Source organism: Streptomyces sp. NPDC094032, assembly GCF_040303965.1.
Lineage (GTDB): Bacteria > Actinomycetota > Actinomycetes > Streptomycetales > Streptomycetaceae > Streptomyces.
Genome location: NZ_JBEOUE010000005.1, coordinates 112,271 through 132,647 on the forward strand (window position 1 = coordinate 112,271; position 20,377 = coordinate 132,647).

Below are 20,377 nucleotides of genomic sequence, written 5' to 3' on the forward strand. Positions count from 1 at the left end.
GCACGCCACCGGAAGTGAGACCGCATGTCCTGGCTGTCCAGATTCAGCCTCGCGCAACGGGCCCTGATCGGGCTGATGTCCATCGTCGCGATCGTCTTCGGAGCGATAGCGATCCCGCAGCTGAAGCAGCAGCTGTTCCCGTCGATCGAGTTCCCGATGGTCTCGGTCCTCGCCCCCTACCAGGGCGCCTCGCCCGACGTGGTCGAGAAGCAGGTCGTCGAGCCGATCGAGAACGCCCTCAAGGCCGTCGACGGCATCAAGGGCGTCACCTCGACCGCCTCCGAGGGCAGCGCCGTCATCATGGCCAGCTTCGACTACGGCGACGAGTCGACCAAGCAGCTGGTCGCCGACGTCCAGCAGGCCGTGAACCGGGCCCGCGCCCAGCTCCCCGACTCGGTCGACCCGCAGGTCGTCGCGGGCTCCACGGACGACATGCCGACCGTGGTCCTCGCGGTCTCCTCGGACAAGGACCCGCAGGCGCTCGCCGACCAGCTGGAGCGGACCGTCGTCCCCGCCCTCGAAGGCATCGACGGCGTCGGCCAGGTCACCGTCTCGGGCGTCCAGGACCTCCAGGTCTCCATCACCCCCGACCCGCGCAAGCTGGCCGCGGCCGGCCTGAACACCATGAAGCTGGCCGAGGCCGTCCGCAACGGCGGCGCCACCCTCCCGGCCGGTGCCTTCTCCGAGGACGGCAAGAGCCGCACCGTCCAGGTCGGCGGCGGCTTCACCTCCCTGGAGCAGATCCAGGACCTGCGGATCAAGCCCGAGCAGGGCAGGGCCGTCCGCCTCGGCGACGTGGCCACCGTGAAGCAGGAGGAGTCCCCGCGGGTCTCCCTCACCCGTACCAACGGCAAGCCCAGCCTCGCCGTGTACGCCACCATGGACAAGGACGGCAGCGCCGTCGGCATCTCCGACGCGGTCAAGGACAAGCTGCCGAAGCTGCGTCAGGACCTCGGCTCCGGCGCCGAGCTGACCGTCGTCTCCGACCAGGGCCCGGCCGTCGCCAAGTCGATCTCCGGCCTCACCACGGAGGGCATGCTCGGCCTGGTCATGGCCGTCCTGGTGATCCTGGTCTTCCTCGCCTCGATCCGCTCCACCCTGGTCACCGCGGTCTCCATCCCGCTCTCGGTCGTCCTCGCCCTGATCGTGCTGTGGACCCGCGACCTCTCCCTGAACATGCTCACGCTCGGCGCGCTCACCATCGCCATCGGCCGGGTCGTCGACGACTCGATCGTGGTCCTGGAGAACATCAAGCGGCACCTCGGGTACGGCGAGGAGCGCGAGACCGCGATCCTCACCGCGGTCCGCGAGGTGGCCGGCGCCGTCACCTCCTCCACCCTCACCACGGTCGCGGTCTTCCTGCCGATCGGCCTGGTCGGCGGCATGATCGGGCAGCTCTTCGGCTCCTTCTCGCTGACCGTCACGGCGGCCCTGCTCGCCTCGCTGCTGGTCTCCCTCACCGTCGTCCCGGTGCTCTCGTACTGGTTCCTGCGCGCCCCCAAGGGCACCTCGGAGGACCAGGACGAGGCGCGGCGGCTCGCCGAGGAGAAGGAGAACAGGAGCCGGCTCCAGCGGCTTTACGTGCCGGTGCTGCGGTTCGCCACCCGGCGCCGTCTCACCAGCGTGGCCATCGCCCTCGTGGTGCTCGTGGTCACCTTCGGCATGACCCCGCTCCTGAAGACCAACTTCTTCGACCAGGGCGAGCAGGAGGTCATGACCGTACGTCAGGAGCTGGCGCCCGGCACCAGCCTGACGGCCGCCGACGAGGCCGCCAAGAAGGTCGAGAAGGTCCTCGCCGGTACGAAGGGCGTCAAGGACTACCAGGTCACCGTCGGCTCCTCCGGCTTCATGGCGGCCTTCGGCGGCGGCACCGGTGCCAACCAGGCCACCTACCAGGTCGCCCTGGAGGACTCCGCCTCGTACGAGCGGATCCACGACAGCGTCGAGGCCGAGCTCGCGAAGCTGAAGGACATCGGCGACACCACCATCTCCGCGGGCGCGGCCTTCGGCAGCCAGAACCTGAGCGTCGTGGTCAAGGCCGCCGACCCGCAGGTCCTCAAGGCCGCCGCCGACCAGGTGAAGACCGCGGTCGGGCAGATCGACGACGTCACGGACGTGCAGAGCGACCTGTCGCAGTCGGTCCCGCGGATCTCGGTCCGGCCGAACGCGAAGGCCGCCGACGCGGGCTTCGACGCCACCACCCTCGGCATGATCGTCGGGCAGGCCGTGCACGGCACCCCGTCCGGCAAGGCGATCCTCGACGACACCGAGCGGGACGTCCTCATCACCTCGGCCCACCCGGCCACCACGCTCGCCGAGCTGAAGGCGCTGCCGCTGGGCCCGGTGAAGCTGGGTGACATCGCCACCGTCGAGCTGGTGGCGGGACCGGTCTCCAAGACCCGGATCGACGGCGCTCGCGCGGCGACGATCACCGCCACCCCGGCCGGTGACAACACCGGCGCGGTCAGCGCCGCGCTCCAGACCAAGCTCAAGGAGCTGAAGCTGCCGGCGGGCGCGACCGCGACCATCGGCGGTGTCTCCGAGGACCAGTCCGACGCCTTCGTCAACCTGTTCCTGGCGATGCTCGCCGCCATCGCGATCGTCTTCATGCTGCTGGTCGCGACCTTCCGCTCGCTGATCCAGCCGCTGATCCTGCTGGTCTCCATCCCGTTCGCGGCGACCGGCGCGCTCGGCCTGCTGGTGGCCACCGGCACCGCGATGGGCGTGCCCGCGCTCATCGGCATGCTGATGCTGATCGGCATCGTGGTCACCAACGCGATCGTCCTGATCGACCTGATCAACCAGTACCGGGCCCAGGGCCTGGGCGTCGTCGAAGCGGTGGTCGAGGGCGGCCGGCACCGGCTCCGCCCGATCCTGATGACCGCCCTGGCGACGATCTTCGCCCTGCTCCCGATGGCCCTCGGCGTCACCGGCCAGGGCGGCTTCATCGCCCAGCCGCTGGCCGTGGTCGTCATCGGCGGCCTGATCAGCTCGACGCTGCTCACCCTGCTGCTCGTGCCGACCCTCTACGCGATGGTGGAGCTCCGCAAGGAGCGCCGCGCGAAGAAGAAGGCGGCGAAGCGGGAGAAGGCGGCCGACGGCGGCGCGTCGGTCCCGCCGCAGGCGAAGGAGCCGGCGGGCGTCTGACCCGTACGGCATGAACGAGGGGCGCCCCGCAGCCTGCGGGGCGCCCCTGTTCCGTACTCCGTACCGGGTGAATCGTTACGGCAGCGCCAGCATCCGCTCAAGCGCCAGCTTGGCGAAGGACTCGGTCTCCTGGTCGACCTGGATCTGGTTGACCAGGGTGCCCTCGGCCAGCGACTCCAGGGTCCACACCAGGTGCGGCAGGTCGATCCGGTTCATGGTCGAGCAGAAGCAGACCGTCTTGTCGAGGAAGACGATCTCCTTGTCCTGGTCGGCGAACCGGTTCGCCAGGCGGCGCACCAGGTTCAGCTCGGTGCCGATCGCCCACTTGGAACCGGCCGGGGCCGCCTCCAGGGTGTTGATGATGTACTCGGTCGAGCCCACGTAGTCCGCGGCGGCGACGACCTCGTGCTTGCACTCCGGGTGGACCAGGACGTTGACGCCCGGCACGCGCTCGCGCACGTCGTTGACCGAGTCCAGCGAGAAGCGCCCGTGCACGGAGCAGTGGCCGCGCCACAGGATCATCTTCGCGTTCCGCAGCTCCTCGGCGGTCAGGCCGCCGTTGGGCTTGTGCGGGTTGTAGAGCACGCAGTCGTCCAGGGACATGCCCATGTCGCGCACGGCGGTGTTGCGGCCCAGGTGCTGGTCCGGCAGGAACAGCACCTTCTCGCCCTGCTCGAAGGCCCAGTCCAGGGCCTTCTTCGCGTTGGAGGAGGTGCAGATGGTGCCGCCGTGCTTGCCGGTGAAGGCCTTGATGTCGGCGGAGGAGTTCATGTACGAGACGGGCACGACCTGCTCGGCGATGCCGGCCTCGGTCAGCACGTCCCAGCACTCCGCGACCTGCTCGGCGGTGGCCATGTCGGCCATCGAGCAGCCGGCGGCCAGGTCGGGCAGCACGACCTTCTGGTCGTCCCCGGTCAGGATGTCGGCCGACTCGGCCATGAAGTGCACACCGCAGAAGACGATGTACTCGGCCTCCGGCTTGGCGGCGGCGTCACGGGCCAGCTTGAAGGAGTCACCGGTGACGTCGGCGAACTGGATGACCTCGTCCCGCTGGTAGTGGTGCCCGAGGACGAAGACCTTGTCCCCCAGCTTCTCCTTGGCGGCGCGGGCACGCTCCACCAGGTCGGGGTCGGAGGGCGACGGCAGGTCGCCGGGGCACTCCACGCCGCGCTCGCTCTTCGGGTCGGCCTCGCGGCCGAGGAGCAGCAGGGCGAGCGGCGTCGGCTGGACGTCCAGGGGCTGGGCGGTGGTCACGTCACGCACCCTTTCTACTTCTACGGTGAGCCTCGAAAAGCCTTTTCGTCTAAATGACGCTATCTATCATAACCGGTTCACGTCACTTTGACGATGGCCATAGTGTCGATGTGACGAATTCGCCGTCCCGTCCCCCCGGCGCCCACCGCTCCCGCCTTCCACGCCGGGTGTGCGAGCATGAAAGGGAAAGACGCGCCCGGCCCGGAATGAATCCGCGGTCCCGCCGGTTGCAACCGTCGGCAAGCAGTCTCCGTACCAACCCTGGAGAGAAGCAGATGTCCGTATCGGACGAGAAGACCACTGTCAGCGACGGCATCCTCCTGTCCGACGCCGCCGCGGAGAAGGTCAAGGCCCTCCTCGACCAGGAAGGCCGCGACGACCTCGCGCTGCGCGTCGCCGTTCAGCCCGGCGGCTGCTCCGGCCTGCGTTACCAGCTCTTCTTCGACGAGCGCTCGCTCGACGGCGACGTCGTCAAGGACTTCGGCGGCGTCAAGGTCGTCACCGACCGCATGAGCGCCCCGTACCTGGGCGGCGCCTCCATCGACTTCGTCGACACCATCGAGAAGCAGGGCTTCACGATCGACAACCCGAACGCCACGGGCTCCTGCGCCTGCGGCGACAGCTTCAGCTAAGCCCTGAGCGCACCAGAGGGCGGCACCCGCGAGCCGGGTGCCGCCCTCTCGCGCGTCCGCTCACTTCCGGGGCACGGCCTGCCCGCTCGCCCCGTCCACCACGGTGCGGGCGCCCAGCGGCCGCTCCAGCGTCACCGTCCTCGTGATGTCCACGGCGAGCGCGACACAGACCCGGTCCGGGTCGGCCGGCTTCTCCGCGATCCGCACCGTGACCTTCGCCGGGGTCTCCACGGCCGTCACCGTGTACGTGCCGCACACCCCGCCCCAGAAGCTCACCGACAGCTTCCGGCCCGCCGGGTCCGTCGTGTACGAGGTCAGCTGCCGCTCCGGCGCCGTCCCCGCGTCCGGGGTGGCGGAGGGTGTGGCCGACGGCGCCATGCGCCGCGCCTCCACCGCCGTCCGCACCACCGTGTACGGGGCGCCGCCCGCCGCCCGCGCCTCGAACAGCCACGCCGGTACGAGCACCGGCTCGCCGTCCACGTACTGCGCGGCGAGCCCGAACCGCGCCCCGGTCACGGTCACCACCCGGGGCGGCGCGGTGTCGCCCGCCGTCCGGCACGGCATGTCCGGCCGCTCGCCCGAGGTGTCGGCGGCCCCCGCCGGCGGATCGGTGGCGCAGCCCCCGATCCCGACCGGGCCGGTGCCCCGCGAGGCCCTGTTCAGCTCGTCCAGCGCCTCGCGCGCGCCGATGACCGGATACGTGGTGCCCGCGGGCGGCTCCTTCAGACGCCCGCTCCCGGCGACCAGCGAGCCGTCCGGACCCACCTGGATCCCGGTCGACCAGCCGTACGTCGGCAGGCCGCCCACCACCGGGTCGGCGTTGACCACCCGCACCGAGCCGTTCATCAGCTGGCGCGCGTCCAGCTTGGCGTCGTCCTGACCGGTCGCCTTCAGCACCGGCGCCACCGCCGCCTTCGCCGCGGCCTCGCTCACCGGGCTGCCACCGCGCGAGGGCTCCGCCTCCCCGGGCGGCGGACAGGCCTTGCCCTTCAGACAGGTGTCGCCCACCGGGCCGCCCTGGTACTGGCTGTACGTCCAGCTCCCGGGCGCCTTCGCCGAGACGTCCAGGCGCGGCCCGTTCTCGTCCCGGTCGGGGGCCAGCCGCCACACGTCGCCCACCAGGCGCGGGGTGCCCGCCATGCCCAGGGCCTTCGCGAGCCGGGTCACGTCCGCCGAGGTGATCCGGCCCTCCGGCCGGTGCACCGCGGCCTCGGACGGGCCCTGGGGGAGCGGGCCGGCGGCCTTGTAGACGGTCCCGTCCCCGCCGCCGGGGTCGGGTTCGCCGGGCGCGATCCCCTGGCCGCCGTCGCCCTTCTGCTCCAGGGTCGGCGCCGGCACGGCGGCGGGCGCCGTCCTCGCGCCGCCGCCGTCGGAGGCCGTGGCGTAGTACACGCCCCCGCCGCCGGCCAGCAGCACCCCCGCCGCCACCGAGGCGACGAGGAGCGGGCCGTGCTTTCGGGGCTTCCCGGACCGGTTCTCCGTACTGCTCACCGCACGCTCCTCCTGACCAGGGCATCCCTGCCAAAGACACCCATGGGACGGGAGAAGCGTCCGGCCGGTTCCGTCAGGCCCCGTACTCGGACGTGGCGGCGATCAGCCGGGCCGAGGCGGCCGGGACCCGGACGCCGTGGATGAGCGCGGGGGAGACGGGGGCGGCCGCGGGAGTGGCCGGAGTCACCCAGTGCGGGACCATCCGCGCACTGTCACCGCACAGCTGCGCAAGACTGAACTCGGACTCCTGATGCTCACGGGGAGCGGGGTACTGGGTCATGGCCGCACCGTACGCAGACCCTCCGTTCGGTGAAAAGCCCTACTCTGGGGTAGTTTCCCCTGTTCGGCATGCCGGTCCGCACCCGGTAGCGTGAACTGTCATCACCGTCCTTACCGCAGGAGCGTCCAGCCGTGCGTATCGCAGTCACCGGCTCCATCGCCACCGACCACCTCATGACCTTCCCGGGCCGGTTCGCCGACCAGCTCGTGGCGGACCAGCTCCACACGGTCTCCCTCTCCTTCCTCGTCGACAACCTCGACATCCGCCGCGGCGGCGTCGGCCCCAACATCTGCTTCGGCATGGGCCAGCTGGGCGGCAGCCCGGTCCTCGTCGGCGCCGCGGGCTACGACTTCGACGAGTACCGCGCCTGGCTCGACCGCCACGGCGTCGACACCGGTTCGGTCCGCATCTCCGAGGTCCTGCACACGGCCCGCTTCGTGTGCACCACGGACGCCGACCACAACCAGATCGGCTCCTTCTACACCGGAGCCATGAGCGAGGCCCGGCTGATCGAGCTGAAGGCCGTCGCCGACCGCGTCGGCGGCCTCGACCTGGTGCTGATCGGCGCCGACGACCCCGAGGCGATGCTGCGCCACACGGAGGAGTGCCGGACCCGAGAGATCCCCTTCGCGGCCGACTTCTCGCAGCAGATCGCGCGCATGGACGGCGAGGAGATCCGCACCCTCCTGGAGGGCGCGACCTACCTCTTCTCGAACGAGTACGAGAAGGGCCTCATCGAGTCCAAGACCGGCTGGACCGAGCAGGAGATCCTGGAGCGCGTCGGCCACCGGGTCACCACCCTCGGCTCCCGCGGTGTGCGCATCGAGCGCGTCGGCGAGCCGGCCATCGAGGTCGGCTGCCCGGAGGAGGACGCCAAGGTCGACCCGACCGGTGTCGGCGACGCCTTCCGCGCCGGCTTCCTGACCGGCCTCTCCTGGGGTGTCGGCCTGGAGCGCGCCGCCCAGATCGGCTGCATGCTGGCCACCCTGGTGATCGAGACCCTGGGCACGCAGGAGTACACCCTGCGCCGCACCAACTTCATGGACCGCTTCGCCAAGGCCTACGGCGACGAGGCCGCCGCCGAGGTCAAGGCGCACCTCGCCTGAGGTCGTCCTGACCCGAGGTTGTCCTGACCCGAGGTTGTCCTGAAACAGCCCCCCGGAGCCCCGGCCCGCCGCCCGTACGGCGCGGACCGGGGCTCCGGCGCGTCAGGAGACCCGCCGCACCACGTACGCCGTGCCGCCCTTCGGCGACGGCTCCTCGCCCACGTACTCCTGCCCGCGCATCTCGCACCATGCCGGGATGTCCAGCCGGGCCGCCTCGTCGTCCGACAGGACCGTCACCGTGCCGCCCACCGGTACCGAGCCGAACATCTTCGCGAGTTCGATCACCGGGATCGGGCAGCGCTTGCCCAGCGCGTCCACCACCAGCGGGCCGGCCGGGGCGGGCGCCGCCCCGGCCCCCGGGGCCCCGAGCCGGTCCCGTACCGAGGCGACCACGCCCGGCAGCACCGCGAGGAAGCGGTCCACGTCCTCCCCGGAGGTGCCCGGGGGCAGCGACACCCGGACGTTGCCCTCGCTCAGCACCCCCATCGCCCGCAGCACATGGCTGGGCGTCAGCGTCGAACTCGTACACGACGAACCGGACGAAACGGAGAAACCCTCCCGGTCCAGCTCGTGCAGCAGCGTCTCCCCGTCGACATAGAGACAGGAGAAGGTCACCAGATGCGGCAGCCGCCGCACCGGATCGCCCACCACCTCCACGTCCGGCACCAGCTCCGGCACCCGCGCCCGGATCCGGTCCACCAGGGCCCGCAGCCGCGCCGCCTCGGCCGCCGCCTCCGCCCGGACCGCCCGCAGCGAGGCCGCCGCCGCCACGATCGCCGGCAGGTTCTCGAAGCCGGGCGCCCGCCCCGACTCCCGCTCGTCGGCCGGGCCTTGCGGGGCGAACCGGACCCCCTTGCGCACCGCGAGGAGCCCGACCCCCGGCGGGCCGCCCCACTTGTGCGCGCTCGCCGCGAGCAGCGACCAGCCCTCCGGCACTAGCCCCCAGCCGAGCGACTGCGCCGCGTCCACCAGCAGCGGCACCCCGGCCGCCCGGCAGGCCGCCGCCACCTCGGCCACCGGCTGCTCGGTGCCCACCTCGTGGTTGGCGGACTGCAGACAGGCCAGCGCCGTACGGGCGTCCAGGGCCGCCGCGAAGACCTCCGGTTCCACCGCGCCCGACCGCCCCACCGGCACCTCGGTCACCGAGCCGCCGGCCGCCGTGTGCGCCTCTCCCGCGTGCAGCACACAGGAGTGCTCGACCGCCGAGACCACCAGACGGTCCCCGACACGCCGACGCCCGGCGAGCGCCCCGGAGATTCCCGCGTGAACCGCGCGTGTCCCCGAAGGAGTGAAGACCAGCTCGTCCGGGCGGCACCCCACCGCCTCCGCCGCGGCCTCCCGGGCCGCGTCAAGCAGCATCCGGGCCCGCCGTCCCTCCCGGTGGAGGCGGGCCGGATCGGCCCACCCCTCGTCCAGGGAGGCCAGCAGGGCCTGGCGGGCGACGGGGTGCAGCGGCGCGGCGGACGCGGTGTCGAAGTACGGCATCCGCCCACGCTAACCCCGCCGCCCGAGTCCCCGTCAGATGCCCCGCCCGCACGGCCGATCGGCCCTCCGGAAGGGGCCCGCGGAACGAAGGAGTCCACCCCTTCGGGGGCTCGGACGGCGCGTTGGGCACCCTCCCCGCGCGACCCCAAATAGCGTCCAGTAGGGTTTGGTCCGCATAAACATCCAAACCCCTGCCCGCGGCCGGGGCGGCGACCGACCAGCGAGACGGACGGCCGTGGCCGACCAAACGCGGGCCGAGACTCTCGGGAAGGCGCTACGTGAGTCCCAACGGCTCCGACCGCTCGTCGCGGCGCCCGATGCGGCGGAAGCTGCCGCAGGTGCTGACTGCGGGCCTGATCCTGGCGACAGCCACCGGCTGCTCGTACAACTGGGAAGACTTCCCCCGCCTTGGCATGCCCACCCCGGTGACGGAAGAGGCGCCTCGGATCCTCTCCCTCTGGCAGGGCTCGTGGGCGGCAGCGCTCATCACGGGCGTGCTGGTGTGGGGCCTGATCCTGTGGGCGACCATCTTCCACCGGCGCAGCCGCACCAAGGTGGAGGTCCCTCCGCAGACCCGGTACAACATGCCGATCGAGGCGCTGTACACGGTCACTCCGCTCATCATCGTCTCGGTGCTCTTCTACTTCACCGCACGCGACGAGTCGAAGCTCCTTGAGCTCTCCCCCAAGCCGGCCCACACCGTGAACGTGGTCGGCTACCAGTGGAGCTGGGGCTTCAACTACGTCGAGGACGTGCCCGGTGTGAAGGGCGACGCCAAGACGGACAAGAACCTCGCGGCCATTCCGGACAAGTACAAGGAAGCGTTCCCCGCGAACGCGGGCGGCGTCTACGACGCCGGCATCCCCGGTACCCGGAACCCGCAGACCGGTAACCCGGGCCCGACCCTGTGGCTGCCCAAGGGCGAGAAGGTCCGGTTCGTCCTGACCTCCCGCGACGTCATCCACTCCTTCTGGGTCGTCCCCTTCCTCATGAAGCAGGACGTCATCCCCGGTCACACCAACGCCTTCGAGGTCACCCCGACCCAGGAGGGCACGTTCCTCGGCAAGTGCGCCGAGCTGTGCGGTGTCGACCACTCCCGGATGCTCTTCAACGTCAAGGTGGTCTCTCCGGAGCGCTACCAGCAGCACCTGAAGGAGCTGGCGGAGAAGGGGCAGACCGGCTACATCCCGTCGGGCATTGAGCAGACGGACCCGGCCAGGAATGCGGAGACGAACAAGCTGTGAGCATCCTCAACGAACCCCATGGGGCAGCCGCGGCTGAGGACTCGTACGAGAACGAGCTCCCGGTCCGCCGCAAGCAGCCCGGCAACATCGTGGTGAAGTGGCTTACCACCACCGACCACAAGACGATCGGCACCATGTACCTGGTGACGTCGTTCGTGTTCTTCATCATCGGCGGTCTGATGGCGCTCTTCATGCGCGCCGAGCTTGCCCGTCCGGGCACGCAGATCATGTCGAACGAGCAGTTCAACCAGGCGTTCACCATGCATGGCACGATCATGCTGCTGATGTTCGCCACCCCGCTCTTCGCGGGCTTCGCGAACTGGATCATGCCGCTGCAGATCGGCGCGCCCGACGTGGCGTTCCCGCGGCTGAACATGTTCGCGTACTGGCTGTACCTCTTCGGCTCGATCATCGCCGTGGCCGGCTTCCTCACCCCGCAGGGTGCGGCGGACTTCGGCTGGTTCGCCTACTCCCCGCTGTCGGACGCCGTCCGCTCGCCGGGTGTCGGCGCCGACATGTGGATCATGGGTCTGGCCTTCTCCGGCTTCGGCACGATCCTCGGCTCGGTCAACTTCATCACCACGATCATCTGCATGCGCGCTCCGGGCATGACGATGTTCCGCATGCCGATCTTCACCTGGAACGTGCTGCTGACCGGTGTCCTGGTCCTGCTCGCCTTCCCGGTGCTGGCGGCCGCGCTGTTCGCCCTGGAGGCGGACCGCAAGTTCGGTGCCCACGTCTTCGACGCGGCCAACGGCGGAGCCCTGCTCTGGCAACACCTCTTCTGGTTCTTCGGACACCCAGAGGTGTACATCATCGCCTTGCCCTTCTTCGGCATCATCTCCGAGGTCATCCCGGTCTTCAGCCGTAAGCCGATGTTCGGCTACATCGGTCTGGTGGCCGCGACCATCGCCATCGCCGGTCTGTCCGTGACCGTGTGGGCCCACCACATGTACGTCACCGGCGGCGTGCTCCTGCCGTTCTTCTCCTTCATGACGTTCCTCATCGCCGTTCCGACGGGCGTGAAGTTCTTCAACTGGATCGGCACGATGTGGAAGGGCTCGCTGTCCTTCGAGACCCCGATGCTCTGGGCCGTAGGCTTCCTGATCACCTTCACCTTCGGTGGTCTGACCGGCGTCATCCTGGCCTCGCCGCCGATGGACTTCCACGTCTCGGACTCGTACTTCGTCGTCGCGCACTTCCACTACGTCATCTTCGGCACCGTGGTCTTCGCGATGTTCTCCGGCTTCCACTTCTGGTGGCCGAAGTTCACCGGCAAGATGCTGGACGAGCGACTGGGCAAGATGACCTTCTGGACGCTGTTCGTGGGCTTCCACGGCACGTTCCTGGTCCAGCACTGGCTGGGCGCCGAGGGCATGCCGCGTCGTTACGCGGACTACCTCGACGCCGACGGCTTCACGGCGCTGAACACGATCTCCACGATCTCGTCCTTCCTGCTCGGCCTGTCGATGCTGCCGTTCTTCTACAACGTGTGGAAGACCGCCAAGTACGGCAAGAAGATCGAGGTCGACGACCCGTGGGGCTACGGCCGCTCGCTGGAGTGGGCGACGTCCTGCCCGCCGCCGCGGCACAACTTCCTCACCCTGCCGCGGATCCGTTCCGAATCCCCGGCGTTCGACCTGCACCACCCCGAGATCGCTGCTCTCGACCAGCTTGAGAACAAGGGTCACGAGGCGGCGGCGCTCACCGGCGGCAAGGAGACCGGCAAGTGAAGATCCAGGGCAAGATGTTCATCTGGCTGAGCGTCTTCGTCCTCGCCATGGCGATCCTCTATGGCGTGTGGTCGAAGGAGCCGGTCGGTACGACGGCGCTGTTCCTGGCGTTCGGTCTCTGCATCATGATCGGCTACTACCTGGCCTTCACGGCCCGGCGGGTCGACGCCATGGCGCAGGACGAGAAGGAGGCCGACGTCGCGGACGAGGCCGGCGAGGTGGGCTTCTTCGCCCCCCACAGCTGGCAGCCGCTCTCGCTGGCCATCGGCGGTGCGCTCGCCTTCCTCGCCATCGCGATGGGCTGGTGGCTGCTGTACTTCTCCGCTCCGCTGATCCTGGTCGGCATCTTCGGCTGGGTCTTCGAGTTCTACCGCGGTGAGAACCAGAACCAGTAGCACCCGCAGTACCCCGTAACACCCCGAGGGGCCCGGTCACTTCGTCCGACGAAGTGACCGGGCCCCTCGTTTGCCATGCTCGGCGCGCCGTGGCGCGGGATCGTTCTTAACGTGAGGTCATGAACGACACGCCGCGCATTCGGACTGTTCTGAGCTGCACCCTTCTGGCCCTCACCGTCACCGCGGGCGCCACCGCGTGCGCGGGCTCGGGAGACCATCCGCTGTCGGCGAAGCCCTACGACGCGGCGGACGAGATCGCCTCCAACACCCCCGCCGGGGGGAAGAAGGCCGATCCCGAGAAGCCGCTGGAGATCACGGCCAAGGGCGACGACGGCCGGATCACCGATGTCACCGCCCTGGACGCGTCGGGCCACCACCTGGCGGGCGAGCTCACCGCGGACGGGCGCAGATGGCGCTCCACGGCCGCGCTGGCGGCCGGCGCCCGCTACACCGTCCAGGTCGCCACGGAGGACGACGACGGCGCTCCTGGGGCCCGTACGTTCACTTTCGAGACGGCCCCGGCCAAACGGGCCCTCACCGTGACGTTCGGCCCGGAGGCGGGCACGTACGGCGTCGGCCAGCCGATCACCGCCGACCTCAGCCTCCCGGTCAAGGACAAGGCGGCCCGCGCGGTGGTGGAACGGGCCCTCAAGGTCCGCTCCACCCCCTCGGTGGAGGGCGCCTGGTACTGGGTGGACGACAAGAAGCTGCACTTCCGCCCGAAGGAGTACTGGCCCACCGGGGCCGTCGTCACCGTCGCGGGCAACCTGGACGGCCTCAAGGTGGGCGACAAGCTCTACGGCGGCCCGTCCAAGCCGCTCAAGCTCACCATCGGCGACCGGATCGAGGCCCTCACCGACGCCTCCACCCACGAGATGACCGTGAAGCGCAACGGAGAAGTGATCAACACCATTCCGGTGACCACCGGGAAACCGGGCTTCTCCACCCGAAACGGGATCAAAGTGGTGCTCGGCAAGGAGTACTACGTCCGGATGCGGGGCACCAGCATCGGCATCTCCGAGGGCAGCTCCGACTCGTACGACCTGCCCGTCTACTACGCGACCCGGGTCACCTGGAGCGGCGAGTACGTGCACGCCGCCCCCTGGTCCGTCGGCTCCCAGGGCGTCGAGAACGTCAGCCACGGCTGCACCGGCATGTCGACCGGGAACGCCGCCTGGTTCTACGAGAACGTGCGCCCCGGGGACATCGTCCGCGTCGTCAACAGCTACGGCGAGATGATGGACACCTTCGGCAACGGCTTCGGCGACTGGAACCTGGACTGGGCCAAGTGGCGCAAGGGCAGCGCCCTGGTGGCGGACAGCTCCGTCCCGGCCGCCACCGAGGACGCCAAGGCCCGGCTCAGGCCCTCCCTGTAGGGCCTCCGGGGCCTTTCGGGGCCCCAGGGGCCTCAGGCGTTCAGGGAGAGCCGCGCCCGCAGCAGGGACGCCAGGGACGCCGCGAACTCCACCGGTTCCACCGGAAGGGTGACCGCGGCGTCCGCCCGGCTCCAGGTGGCGAGCCAGGCGTCCTGCGGGCGGCCGATCAGCAGCAGGACCGGAGGGCAGTGGAAGATCTCGTCCTTGATCTGCCGGCACACGCCCATGCCGCCCGCCGGGACCGCCTCGCCGTCCAGCACGCACACGTCGATGCCGCCCGCGTCCAGCGCCGTCAACACGGCGGGCAGCGTCGCGCACTCGACGAACTCGACCGGGGGAACATCGGCCGCGGGCCTGCGACCCGCCGCCAGGCGGACCTGCGCGCGGGTGTTCGCGTCGTCGCTGTAGACCAGGACCGTGGCGCTCGACTGCATCGTTCCTCCGTGAAGGTGGTCGGTCGTTGCGCGGATGCTACTCCGGTCCACACCCCGTCAACACCCGTTCAACACCTGTTCGAAGGGTGCCGGAACCCGCTTCCGATGGGCCGTTCGGGCAGGACACGCCCCCCGGACACTCCGAACGGCACCCCCCGGAGTGAGGGCGGGATAAGCGACCGACATAATGTCGGTCGTGGCGACAGTAACGACAGTAGAAACAGGGCACGCGCACCCGTCGGTCAATCGACCGAACCTCACCAGCGTCGGAACCATCATCTGGTTGAGCTCCGAGCTGATGTTCTTCGCGGCCCTCTTCGCGATGTACTTCACCCTGCGATCCGTGATGGGCGCCGAGTTCTGGGCGGAAAAGGCTTCGGCCTTGAACCTCCCGTTCTCCGCGACGAACACCACGATCCTGGTGCTCTCCTCACTCACCTGCCAGCTCGGCGTCTTCGCCGCGGAGCGGGGCGACGTGAAGAAGCTCCGGACGTGGTTCATCATCACGTTCGTGATGGGCGCGATCTTCATCGGCGGCCAGGTCTTCGAGTACACCGAGCTGGTCAAGGAGGAGGGGCTCTCCCTCTCCTCGGACCCGTACGGCACGGTGTTCTACCTGACCACCGGCTTCCACGGCCTGCACGTGACGGGCGGTCTCATCGCCTTCCTGCTGGTCCTGGGCCGGACGTACGCCGCCAAGAGGTTCACCCACGAGCAGGCAACCGCCGCCATCGTCGTGTCCTACTACTGGCACTTCGTCGATGTCGTCTGGATCGGCCTCTTCGCCACGATCTACTTGATCAAGTAATCGGGCTCCGCCGCTCCGGCGGACCGACTCATCCAGCAAGCATCGACGCAGAAGATCCTGACACCGGGGTAATCCGTGAAAAAGCTCTCCGCACGACGACGCCATCCGCTGGCGGCGGTCGTCGTCCTACTTCTCGCGCTGGCGGCAACCGGGGGGCTGTACGCCGCGTTCGCGCCCGCGGGCACGGCGAAGGCCGACGTAACCGCCCAGTCCCTCGCCATCGAGGAGGGCCAGAAGCTCTACGCCGTCGGCTGCGCCAGCTGCCACGGCACCGGCGGTCAGGGCACCACTGACGGCCCCTCGCTGGTCGGCGTGGGCTCGGCGGCCGTGGACTTCCAGGTCGGCACGGGCCGTATGCCGGCCCAGCAGCCCGGCGCCCAGGTGCCGAAGAAGAAGGTCATCTACACGCAGGCCGAGATCGATCAGCTCGCGGCGTACGTGGCCTCCCTCGGTGCCGGCCCGATCGTGCCGACCGAGGGCCAGTACAGCCCTGACGGCGCCGACATCGCCAAGGGCGGCGAGCTGTTCCGCTCGAACTGCGCCCAGTGCCACAACTTCACCGGTGAGGGTGGCGCGCTGACCTACGGCAAGTACGCCCCGAGCCTCGAAGGCGTGAGCCCGAAGCACCTCTACGAGGCCATGCAGACGGGCCCGCAGAACATGCCCTCCTTCCCCGACACGACCATGCCGGAGAAGCAGAAGAAGGACATCATCGCCTACGTCCAGGCCGTCAACAGCGACAAGGCCGACAACCCGGGTGGTCTCAAGCTGGGTGGCCTCGGCCCCGTCAGCGAGGGTCTGTTCGCGTGGATCTTCGGTCTGGGCGCGCTGATCGCAGTTGCCATCTGGGTCGCGGCCCACACCGCTAAGGCCAAGAAGTCATGAGTACCCAAGAGAATCCAGAAGAGAACCTGCCGTCCGAGCAGGACACCGCGCACGGCGCGGTGAAGGTCGTCGACGACCCGTTCGCCGACCCGGGCCTCCCGCCCCACAAGCCGCGCATCCAGGACATCGACGAGCGGGCCGCCAAGCGGTCCGAGCGTGCGGTCGCCTTCATGTTCACGCTGTCGATGCTGGCCACGATCGGCTTCATCGCCTCGTACGTGATCTTCCCGGTGGACAAGATCGTGTACATCTGGCCCTTCGGCCGGGTGTCCGCGCTCAACTTCTCCCTGGGTCTGACCCTCGGTGCGGCCCTGTTCTTCATCGGCGCGGGCGCGGTCCACTGGGCCCGCACCCTGATGTCCGACGTCGAGGTCGCCGACGAGCGTCACCCGATGGCGGCCACGCCCGAGGTGAAGGCCAAGGTCATGGCGGACTTCGCGGCCGGTGCCGCCGAGTCCGGCTTCGGCCGTCGCAAGCTGATCCGCAACACGCTGTTCGGCGCGCTGGCCATGGTGCCGCTCTCCGGCATCGTCCTGCTGCGCGACATGGGCCCGCTGCCCGAGAAGAAGCTCCGCTCCACCCTGTGGGCCAAGGGCAAGCTGCTCGTCAACATGAACACGCACGAGCCGCTGCGTCCCGAGGACGTCGCGGTCGGTTCGCTGACCTTCGCGATGCCCGAGGGCCTCACGGAGCACGACGAGAACTTCCAGACCGAGATCGCCAAGGCCGCCCTGATGATCGTCCGGATCCAGCCGGACGACATCAAGGACAAGCGCGAGCTCGAGTGGTCGCACGAGGGCATCGTCGCCTTCTCGAAGATCTGCACCCATGTCGGTTGCCCGATCTCGCTGTACGAGCAGCAGACGCACCACGTGCTCTGCCCGTGCCACCAGTCCACCTTCGACCTGTCCGACGGCGCCCGTGTCATCTTCGGCCCGGCCGGCCACGCCCTTCCGCAGCTGCGGATCGGCGTGAACGACAAGGGCTTCCTGGAGGCGCACGGCGACTTCGATGAGCCCGTCGGTCCCGCCTTCTGGGAGCGCGGATGAGCACTGTGACCAATACGCAGAAGAAGGCACCCGCCGGTGAGCGAGTCGCCGACTGGGCCGACGGCCGGCTGGGGATCTACACCCTGGCCAAGGCCAACATGCGGAAGATCTTCCCGGACCACTGGTCCTTCATGCTGGGCGAGATCTGCCTCTACAGCTTCCTCATCATCATCCTGACGGGCGTCTATCTGACGATGTTCTTCCACCCGTCGATGAACGAGGTGGAGTACGTCGGACCGTACGTCCCGCTCCAGGGACAGCTGATGTCCGAGGCGTTCAACTCGACCATGCACATCTCGTTCGAGGTGCGCGGTGGTCTGCTGATCCGGCAGATCCACCACTGGGCGGCGCTGATCTTCCTCGCCGGCATGTTCGTGCACATGATGCGCGTGTTCTTCACCGGCGCGTTCCGCAAGCCGCGTGAGATCAACTGGCTGTTCGGCTTCCTGCTGTTCTTCCTGGGCATGTTCACCGGCTTCACCGGTTACTCGCTCCCGGACGACCTGCTCTCCGGCACCGGTGTGCGCTTCATGCAGGGCGCGATCCTGTCCGTGCCGATCGTCGGCACGTACCTGTCGATGTTCCTGTTCGGCGGGGAGTTCCCCGGCGGCGACTTCGTCGCCCGGTTCTACTCGGCGCACGTGCTGCTGCTGCCCGGCATCATGCTGGGTCTCGTGGTCGCGCACCTCATCCTGGTGTTCGTCCACAAGCACACGCACTTCGAGGGCCCCGGCCGTACGAACAAGAACGTCGTCGGCATGCCGCTGCTCCCGGTGTACATGGCGAAGGCCGGAGGCTTCTTCTTCCTGGTCTTCGGCGTCATCGCGATCGTCGCGGCCATCGCCTCGATCAACCCGATCTGGGCCCTCGGCCCGTACCGCCCGGACCAGGTGTCCACCGGCGCCCAGCCCGACTGGTACATGGGCTTCGCCGAGGGTCTGATCCGTGTCATGCCGGGCTGGGAGATCAACCTCTGGGGCCACACGCTGGTCCTCGGCGTGATGATCCCGCTGGCGATCTTCCCGGCGGTGCTCGGCGCCATCGCGGTCTACCCGTTCATCGAGTCCTGGATCACCGGCGACAAGCGCGAGCACCACATCGCGCAGCGCCCGCGCAACGCTCCGACGCGCACCGCCTTCGGTGTCGCCTGGATCACCGCGTACATGATCATGCTCGTCGGTGGCGGCAACGACCTCTGGGCCACGCACTTCCACCTGTCGATCAACTCGATCACCTGGTTCGTCCGGATCTTCTTCTTCGCCGGACCGGTCATCGCGTTCATCATCACCAAGCGCATCTGCCTCGGCCTCCAGCGCCGGGACAAGGACAAGGTGCTGCACGGGCGCGAGTCCGGCATCATCAAGCGCCTGCCGCACGGTGAGTTCGTCGAGGTCCACCAGCCGCTCAGCCAGGGCGAGCTGCACCGCCTCACCGCGCACGAGCAGTACGAGGCCGCGGCCCTGCCGCCGGCCGTCGACGAGAACGGCGTGGAGCGCAAGATCGGGCGCATGGAGAAGCTCCGGATCAAGCTCAACAAGGGCTACTACGGCGACGACAACCAGATCGCCAAGCCCACCGCCGAGGAGTACAAGGAGATCACGAGCGGCCACGGCCACCACTGATCCCCTGACCTCCTGAAGCAGGTCGCCACGGCGAGAGCCCCGTCCATTCGATGGACGGGGCTCTTTGCCGTCCCCGGGGCTCGATAGGGTGGGAAGGCATCCACTTCACAGATCACCAGGAGCTGCCATGAGCGCTGCGACCCCCGCTGGAGGACTCGACTCGGCGGGCCGCTCCTGGCCCGCCGTCCTGGACGGCCTGCTGAGCGGCCGCGACCAGAGCGCGGAGGACACCGCCTGGGCGATGGACCGCATCCTGCGCGGCGAGGCCACCGACGCGCAGATCGCCGGCTTCGTCGTCGCCCTGCGCGCCAAGGGCGAGACCGTCGAGGAGATCACCGGCCTCGTCCGGACCATGTACGCGCACGCCAACACGATCGACGTGCCGGGACCGTCCGTGGACATCGTCGGCACCGGCGGCGACGGCGCCAAGACCGTCAACATCTCCACCATGTCCGCGATCGTGGTGGCCGGCACCGGCGCCAAGGTCGTCAAGCACGGCAACCGGGCCGCCTCCAGCGCCAGCGGCGCCTCCGACGTCCTGGAGAAGCTGGGCGTCAACCTGGAGCTCACCCCCCGGCGGGTGGCCGAGGTCGCCGACGAGGCCGGCATCACCTTCTGCTTCGCGGTGAAGTTCCACCCGGCGCTGCGCCATGTCGCGAAGGCCCGCAAGGAGCTGGGCATCCGCACGGTCTTCAACTTCCTGGGGCCGCTCACCAACCCGGCCAGGGTGCGGGCCCAGGCGACCGGCGTGGCCGATCCCCGGATGGCCCCGATCGTCGCCGGGGTGCTCGCCGAGCGCGGCTCCTCGGCGCTGGTCTTCCGCGGCGACGACGGACTGGACGAGCTCACCACCACCGCGACCTCCCGGGTGTGGATCGTCCGGGACGGCGCCGTGCGCGAGGAGTCCTTCGACCCGCGGGACGTCGGCATCGACATCGTCCCCGTGGAGGCCCTGCGCGGCGCCGACGCCTCGTACAACGCCGATGTGGCCCGCCGTCTGCTGGCCGGCGAGACCGGTCCGGTACGGGACGCGGTGCTGCTCAACTCGGCGGCGGCGCTCACCGCCCTCGAACCGGGCGGCGGCACCCTCGCGGAGCAGCTGCGCACCGGCATCGCCAAGGCGGCCGAGTCCCTCGACTCCGGCGCCGCCCGCCGGGCCCTGGAACGCTGGATCGCCGCCAGCAACGCGTAGCCGCGCCAGACCCCCGTACGCAGCCCCGTTCCGAATGCCGGAACGGGGTTGCGTCGTCGTGATCGACTGGCATAGGTTCTGGAACAGGTCATGAGTGACAGCGACAAAGCCCCGGCTAGCTGTCCGGCAACCCTCCGTCCGTGGCGGGGTGCCCCGGGTGAAGACCAGGCCGCACGAGCAGAAGCCTGCGGCAAGCGCGGACCCCTGCGCAGAACCCTGGGGTCCTTGGTCCTCTAGGAGCAGT

General features: G+C 69.5%; 17 protein-coding genes and 1 riboswitch. Of the genes, 12 read left to right on the forward strand and 5 right to left on the reverse strand.

Translation table 11 applies throughout. From position 1 onward, the window contains the following. The first annotated feature begins 24 nt into the window (after positions 1–24). Positions 25–3,147: an efflux RND transporter permease subunit gene (locus ABTZ54_RS10125; protein ID WP_351659461.1), complete on the forward strand. Its 3,123-nt coding sequence runs from the start codon at positions 25–27 to the stop codon at positions 3,145–3,147. 75 nt (positions 3,148–3,222) lie between these two features. Here the strand turns inward: ABTZ54_RS10125 and nadA are convergent, their stop codons facing one another. Next, on the reverse strand, positions 3,223–4,410 hold the full coding sequence (nadA, locus tag ABTZ54_RS10130) for a quinolinate synthase NadA (RefSeq protein WP_351659464.1): 1,188 nt from the start codon (positions 4,408–4,410) through the stop codon (positions 3,223–3,225). Between the two features lie 266 nt (positions 4,411–4,676). Between nadA and ABTZ54_RS10135 the strand changes: the two genes are divergently transcribed. Further along, on the forward strand, positions 4,677–5,033 hold the full coding sequence (locus ABTZ54_RS10135; RefSeq protein WP_351659466.1) for a HesB/IscA family protein: 357 nt from the start codon (positions 4,677–4,679) through the stop codon (positions 5,031–5,033). A gap of 60 nt (positions 5,034–5,093) precedes the next feature. Here ABTZ54_RS10135 and ABTZ54_RS10140 read toward each other — a convergent pair whose 3' ends face one another. Both ABTZ54_RS10140 and ABTZ54_RS10145 read right to left on the reverse strand, forming a co-directional pair. After that, complete coding sequence (locus ABTZ54_RS10140; RefSeq protein ID WP_351659469.1) at positions 5,094–6,524, reverse strand: hypothetical protein; 1,431 nt, start codon at positions 6,522–6,524, stop codon at positions 5,094–5,096. Positions 6,525–6,597: 73 nt separating this feature from the next. Continuing rightward, positions 6,598–6,804 (reverse strand): hypothetical protein, encoded by a 207-nt coding sequence (locus ABTZ54_RS10145; RefSeq protein WP_351659472.1) that lies wholly within the window; start codon positions 6,802–6,804, stop codon positions 6,598–6,600. 131 nt (positions 6,805–6,935) lie between these two features. Here ABTZ54_RS10145 and ABTZ54_RS10150 point away from each other — a divergent pair, with 131 nt between their 5' ends. Next, positions 6,936–7,910, forward strand: coding sequence for a carbohydrate kinase family protein (locus tag ABTZ54_RS10150; RefSeq protein ID WP_351659475.1), 975 nt, complete (start codon positions 6,936–6,938; stop codon positions 7,908–7,910). Between the two features lie 102 nt (positions 7,911–8,012). Here ABTZ54_RS10150 and ABTZ54_RS10155 read toward each other — a convergent pair whose 3' ends face one another. Continuing rightward, positions 8,013–9,395 (reverse strand): cysteine desulfurase/sulfurtransferase TusA family protein, encoded by a 1,383-nt coding sequence (locus ABTZ54_RS10155; RefSeq protein WP_351659478.1) that lies wholly within the window; start codon positions 9,393–9,395, stop codon positions 8,013–8,015. Positions 9,396–9,673: 278 nt separating this feature from the next. Here ABTZ54_RS10155 and ctaC point away from each other — a divergent pair, with 278 nt between their 5' ends. From ctaC to ABTZ54_RS10175, 4 genes are all read left to right on the forward strand, one after another. Beyond that, complete coding sequence (gene ctaC / locus ABTZ54_RS10160) at positions 9,674–10,639, forward strand: aa3-type cytochrome oxidase subunit II (protein WP_351659481.1); 966 nt, start codon at positions 9,674–9,676, stop codon at positions 10,637–10,639. Continuing rightward, positions 10,636–12,372, forward strand: a complete 1,737-nt coding sequence (gene ctaD / locus ABTZ54_RS10165; RefSeq protein ID WP_351659484.1) for an aa3-type cytochrome oxidase subunit I — start codon at positions 10,636–10,638, stop codon at positions 12,370–12,372. The genes ctaC and ctaD overlap by 4 nt, the downstream gene beginning before the upstream one ends. Continuing rightward, complete coding sequence (locus ABTZ54_RS10170) at positions 12,369–12,767, forward strand: cytochrome c oxidase subunit 4 (protein ID WP_132915653.1); 399 nt, start codon at positions 12,369–12,371, stop codon at positions 12,765–12,767. Before ctaD ends, ABTZ54_RS10170 begins: the two co-directional genes overlap by 4 nt. Positions 12,768–12,886: 119 nt before the next feature. Then, on the forward strand, positions 12,887–14,143 hold the full coding sequence (locus ABTZ54_RS10175; RefSeq protein WP_351659487.1) for a L,D-transpeptidase: 1,257 nt from the start codon (positions 12,887–12,889) through the stop codon (positions 14,141–14,143). A 32-nt stretch (positions 14,144–14,175) separates the two neighbouring features. Here ABTZ54_RS10175 and ABTZ54_RS10180 read toward each other — a convergent pair whose 3' ends face one another. Further along, complete coding sequence (locus ABTZ54_RS10180; protein ID WP_351659490.1) at positions 14,176–14,577, reverse strand: DNA-binding transcriptional response regulator; 402 nt, start codon at positions 14,575–14,577, stop codon at positions 14,176–14,178. Between the two features lie 187 nt (positions 14,578–14,764). Between ABTZ54_RS10180 and ctaE the strand changes: the two genes are divergently transcribed. The 5 genes from ctaE (at position 14,765) to trpD (ending at position 20,133) form a co-directional block, all read left to right on the forward strand. Beyond that, positions 14,765–15,385: an aa3-type cytochrome oxidase subunit III gene (ctaE, locus tag ABTZ54_RS10185; protein ID WP_351659493.1), complete on the forward strand. Its 621-nt coding sequence runs from the start codon at positions 14,765–14,767 to the stop codon at positions 15,383–15,385. Between the two features lie 75 nt (positions 15,386–15,460). After that, positions 15,461–16,270 carry a cytochrome bc1 complex diheme cytochrome c subunit gene (gene qcrC, locus ABTZ54_RS10190; protein WP_351659496.1) on the forward strand — a complete coding sequence of 270 codons (810 nt, stop codon included), beginning with the start codon at positions 15,461–15,463 and terminating at the stop codon, positions 16,268–16,270. Then, complete coding sequence (gene qcrA / locus ABTZ54_RS10195; RefSeq protein ID WP_351659499.1) at positions 16,267–17,319, forward strand: cytochrome bc1 complex Rieske iron-sulfur subunit; 1,053 nt, start codon at positions 16,267–16,269, stop codon at positions 17,317–17,319. The genes qcrC and qcrA overlap by 4 nt, the downstream gene beginning before the upstream one ends. Continuing rightward, complete coding sequence (qcrB, locus tag ABTZ54_RS10200) at positions 17,316–18,941, forward strand: cytochrome bc1 complex cytochrome b subunit (protein WP_351659502.1); 1,626 nt, start codon at positions 17,316–17,318, stop codon at positions 18,939–18,941. Before qcrA ends, qcrB begins: the two co-directional genes overlap by 4 nt. 127 nt (positions 18,942–19,068) lie before the next feature. Then, positions 19,069–20,133, forward strand: coding sequence for an anthranilate phosphoribosyltransferase (gene trpD / locus ABTZ54_RS10205; protein WP_351659504.1), 1,065 nt, complete (start codon positions 19,069–19,071; stop codon positions 20,131–20,133). An 86-nt stretch (positions 20,134–20,219) separates the two neighbouring features. After that, a riboswitch (SAM riboswitch) is annotated at positions 20,220–20,336 on the forward strand. The last annotated feature ends 41 nt before the right edge of the window (positions 20,337–20,377 follow it).

What these genes read in the sequence shown, in the direction of transcription:
- ABTZ54_RS10125 (WP_351659461.1), top strand. Translation starts at nt 25, where the DNA reads ATGTCCTGGCTGTCCAGATTCAGCCTCGCGCAACGGGCCCTGATCGGG.
- ABTZ54_RS10135 (WP_351659466.1), top strand. Translation starts at nt 4,677, where the DNA reads ATGTCCGTATCGGACGAGAAGACCACTGTCAGCGACGGCATCCTCCTG.
- ABTZ54_RS10145 (WP_351659472.1), bottom strand. Translation starts at nt 6,804, where the DNA reads ATGACCCAGTACCCCGCTCCCCGTGAGCATCAGGAGTCCGAGTTCAGT.
- ABTZ54_RS10155 (WP_351659478.1), bottom strand. Translation starts at nt 9,395, where the DNA reads ATGCCGTACTTCGACACCGCGTCCGCCGCGCCGCTGCACCCCGTCGCC.
- ABTZ54_RS10175 (WP_351659487.1), top strand. Translation starts at nt 12,887, where the DNA reads ATGAACGACACGCCGCGCATTCGGACTGTTCTGAGCTGCACCCTTCTG.
- ABTZ54_RS10180 (WP_351659490.1), bottom strand. Translation starts at nt 14,577, where the DNA reads ATGCAGTCGAGCGCCACGGTCCTGGTCTACAGCGACGACGCGAACACC.
- ctaE (WP_351659493.1), top strand. Translation starts at nt 14,765, where the DNA reads ATGTCGGTCGTGGCGACAGTAACGACAGTAGAAACAGGGCACGCGCAC.
- qcrA (WP_351659499.1), top strand. Translation starts at nt 16,267, where the DNA reads ATGAGTACCCAAGAGAATCCAGAAGAGAACCTGCCGTCCGAGCAGGAC.
- qcrB (WP_351659502.1), top strand. Translation starts at nt 17,316, where the DNA reads ATGAGCACTGTGACCAATACGCAGAAGAAGGCACCCGCCGGTGAGCGA.
- trpD (WP_351659504.1), top strand. Translation starts at nt 19,069, where the DNA reads ATGAGCGCTGCGACCCCCGCTGGAGGACTCGACTCGGCGGGCCGCTCC.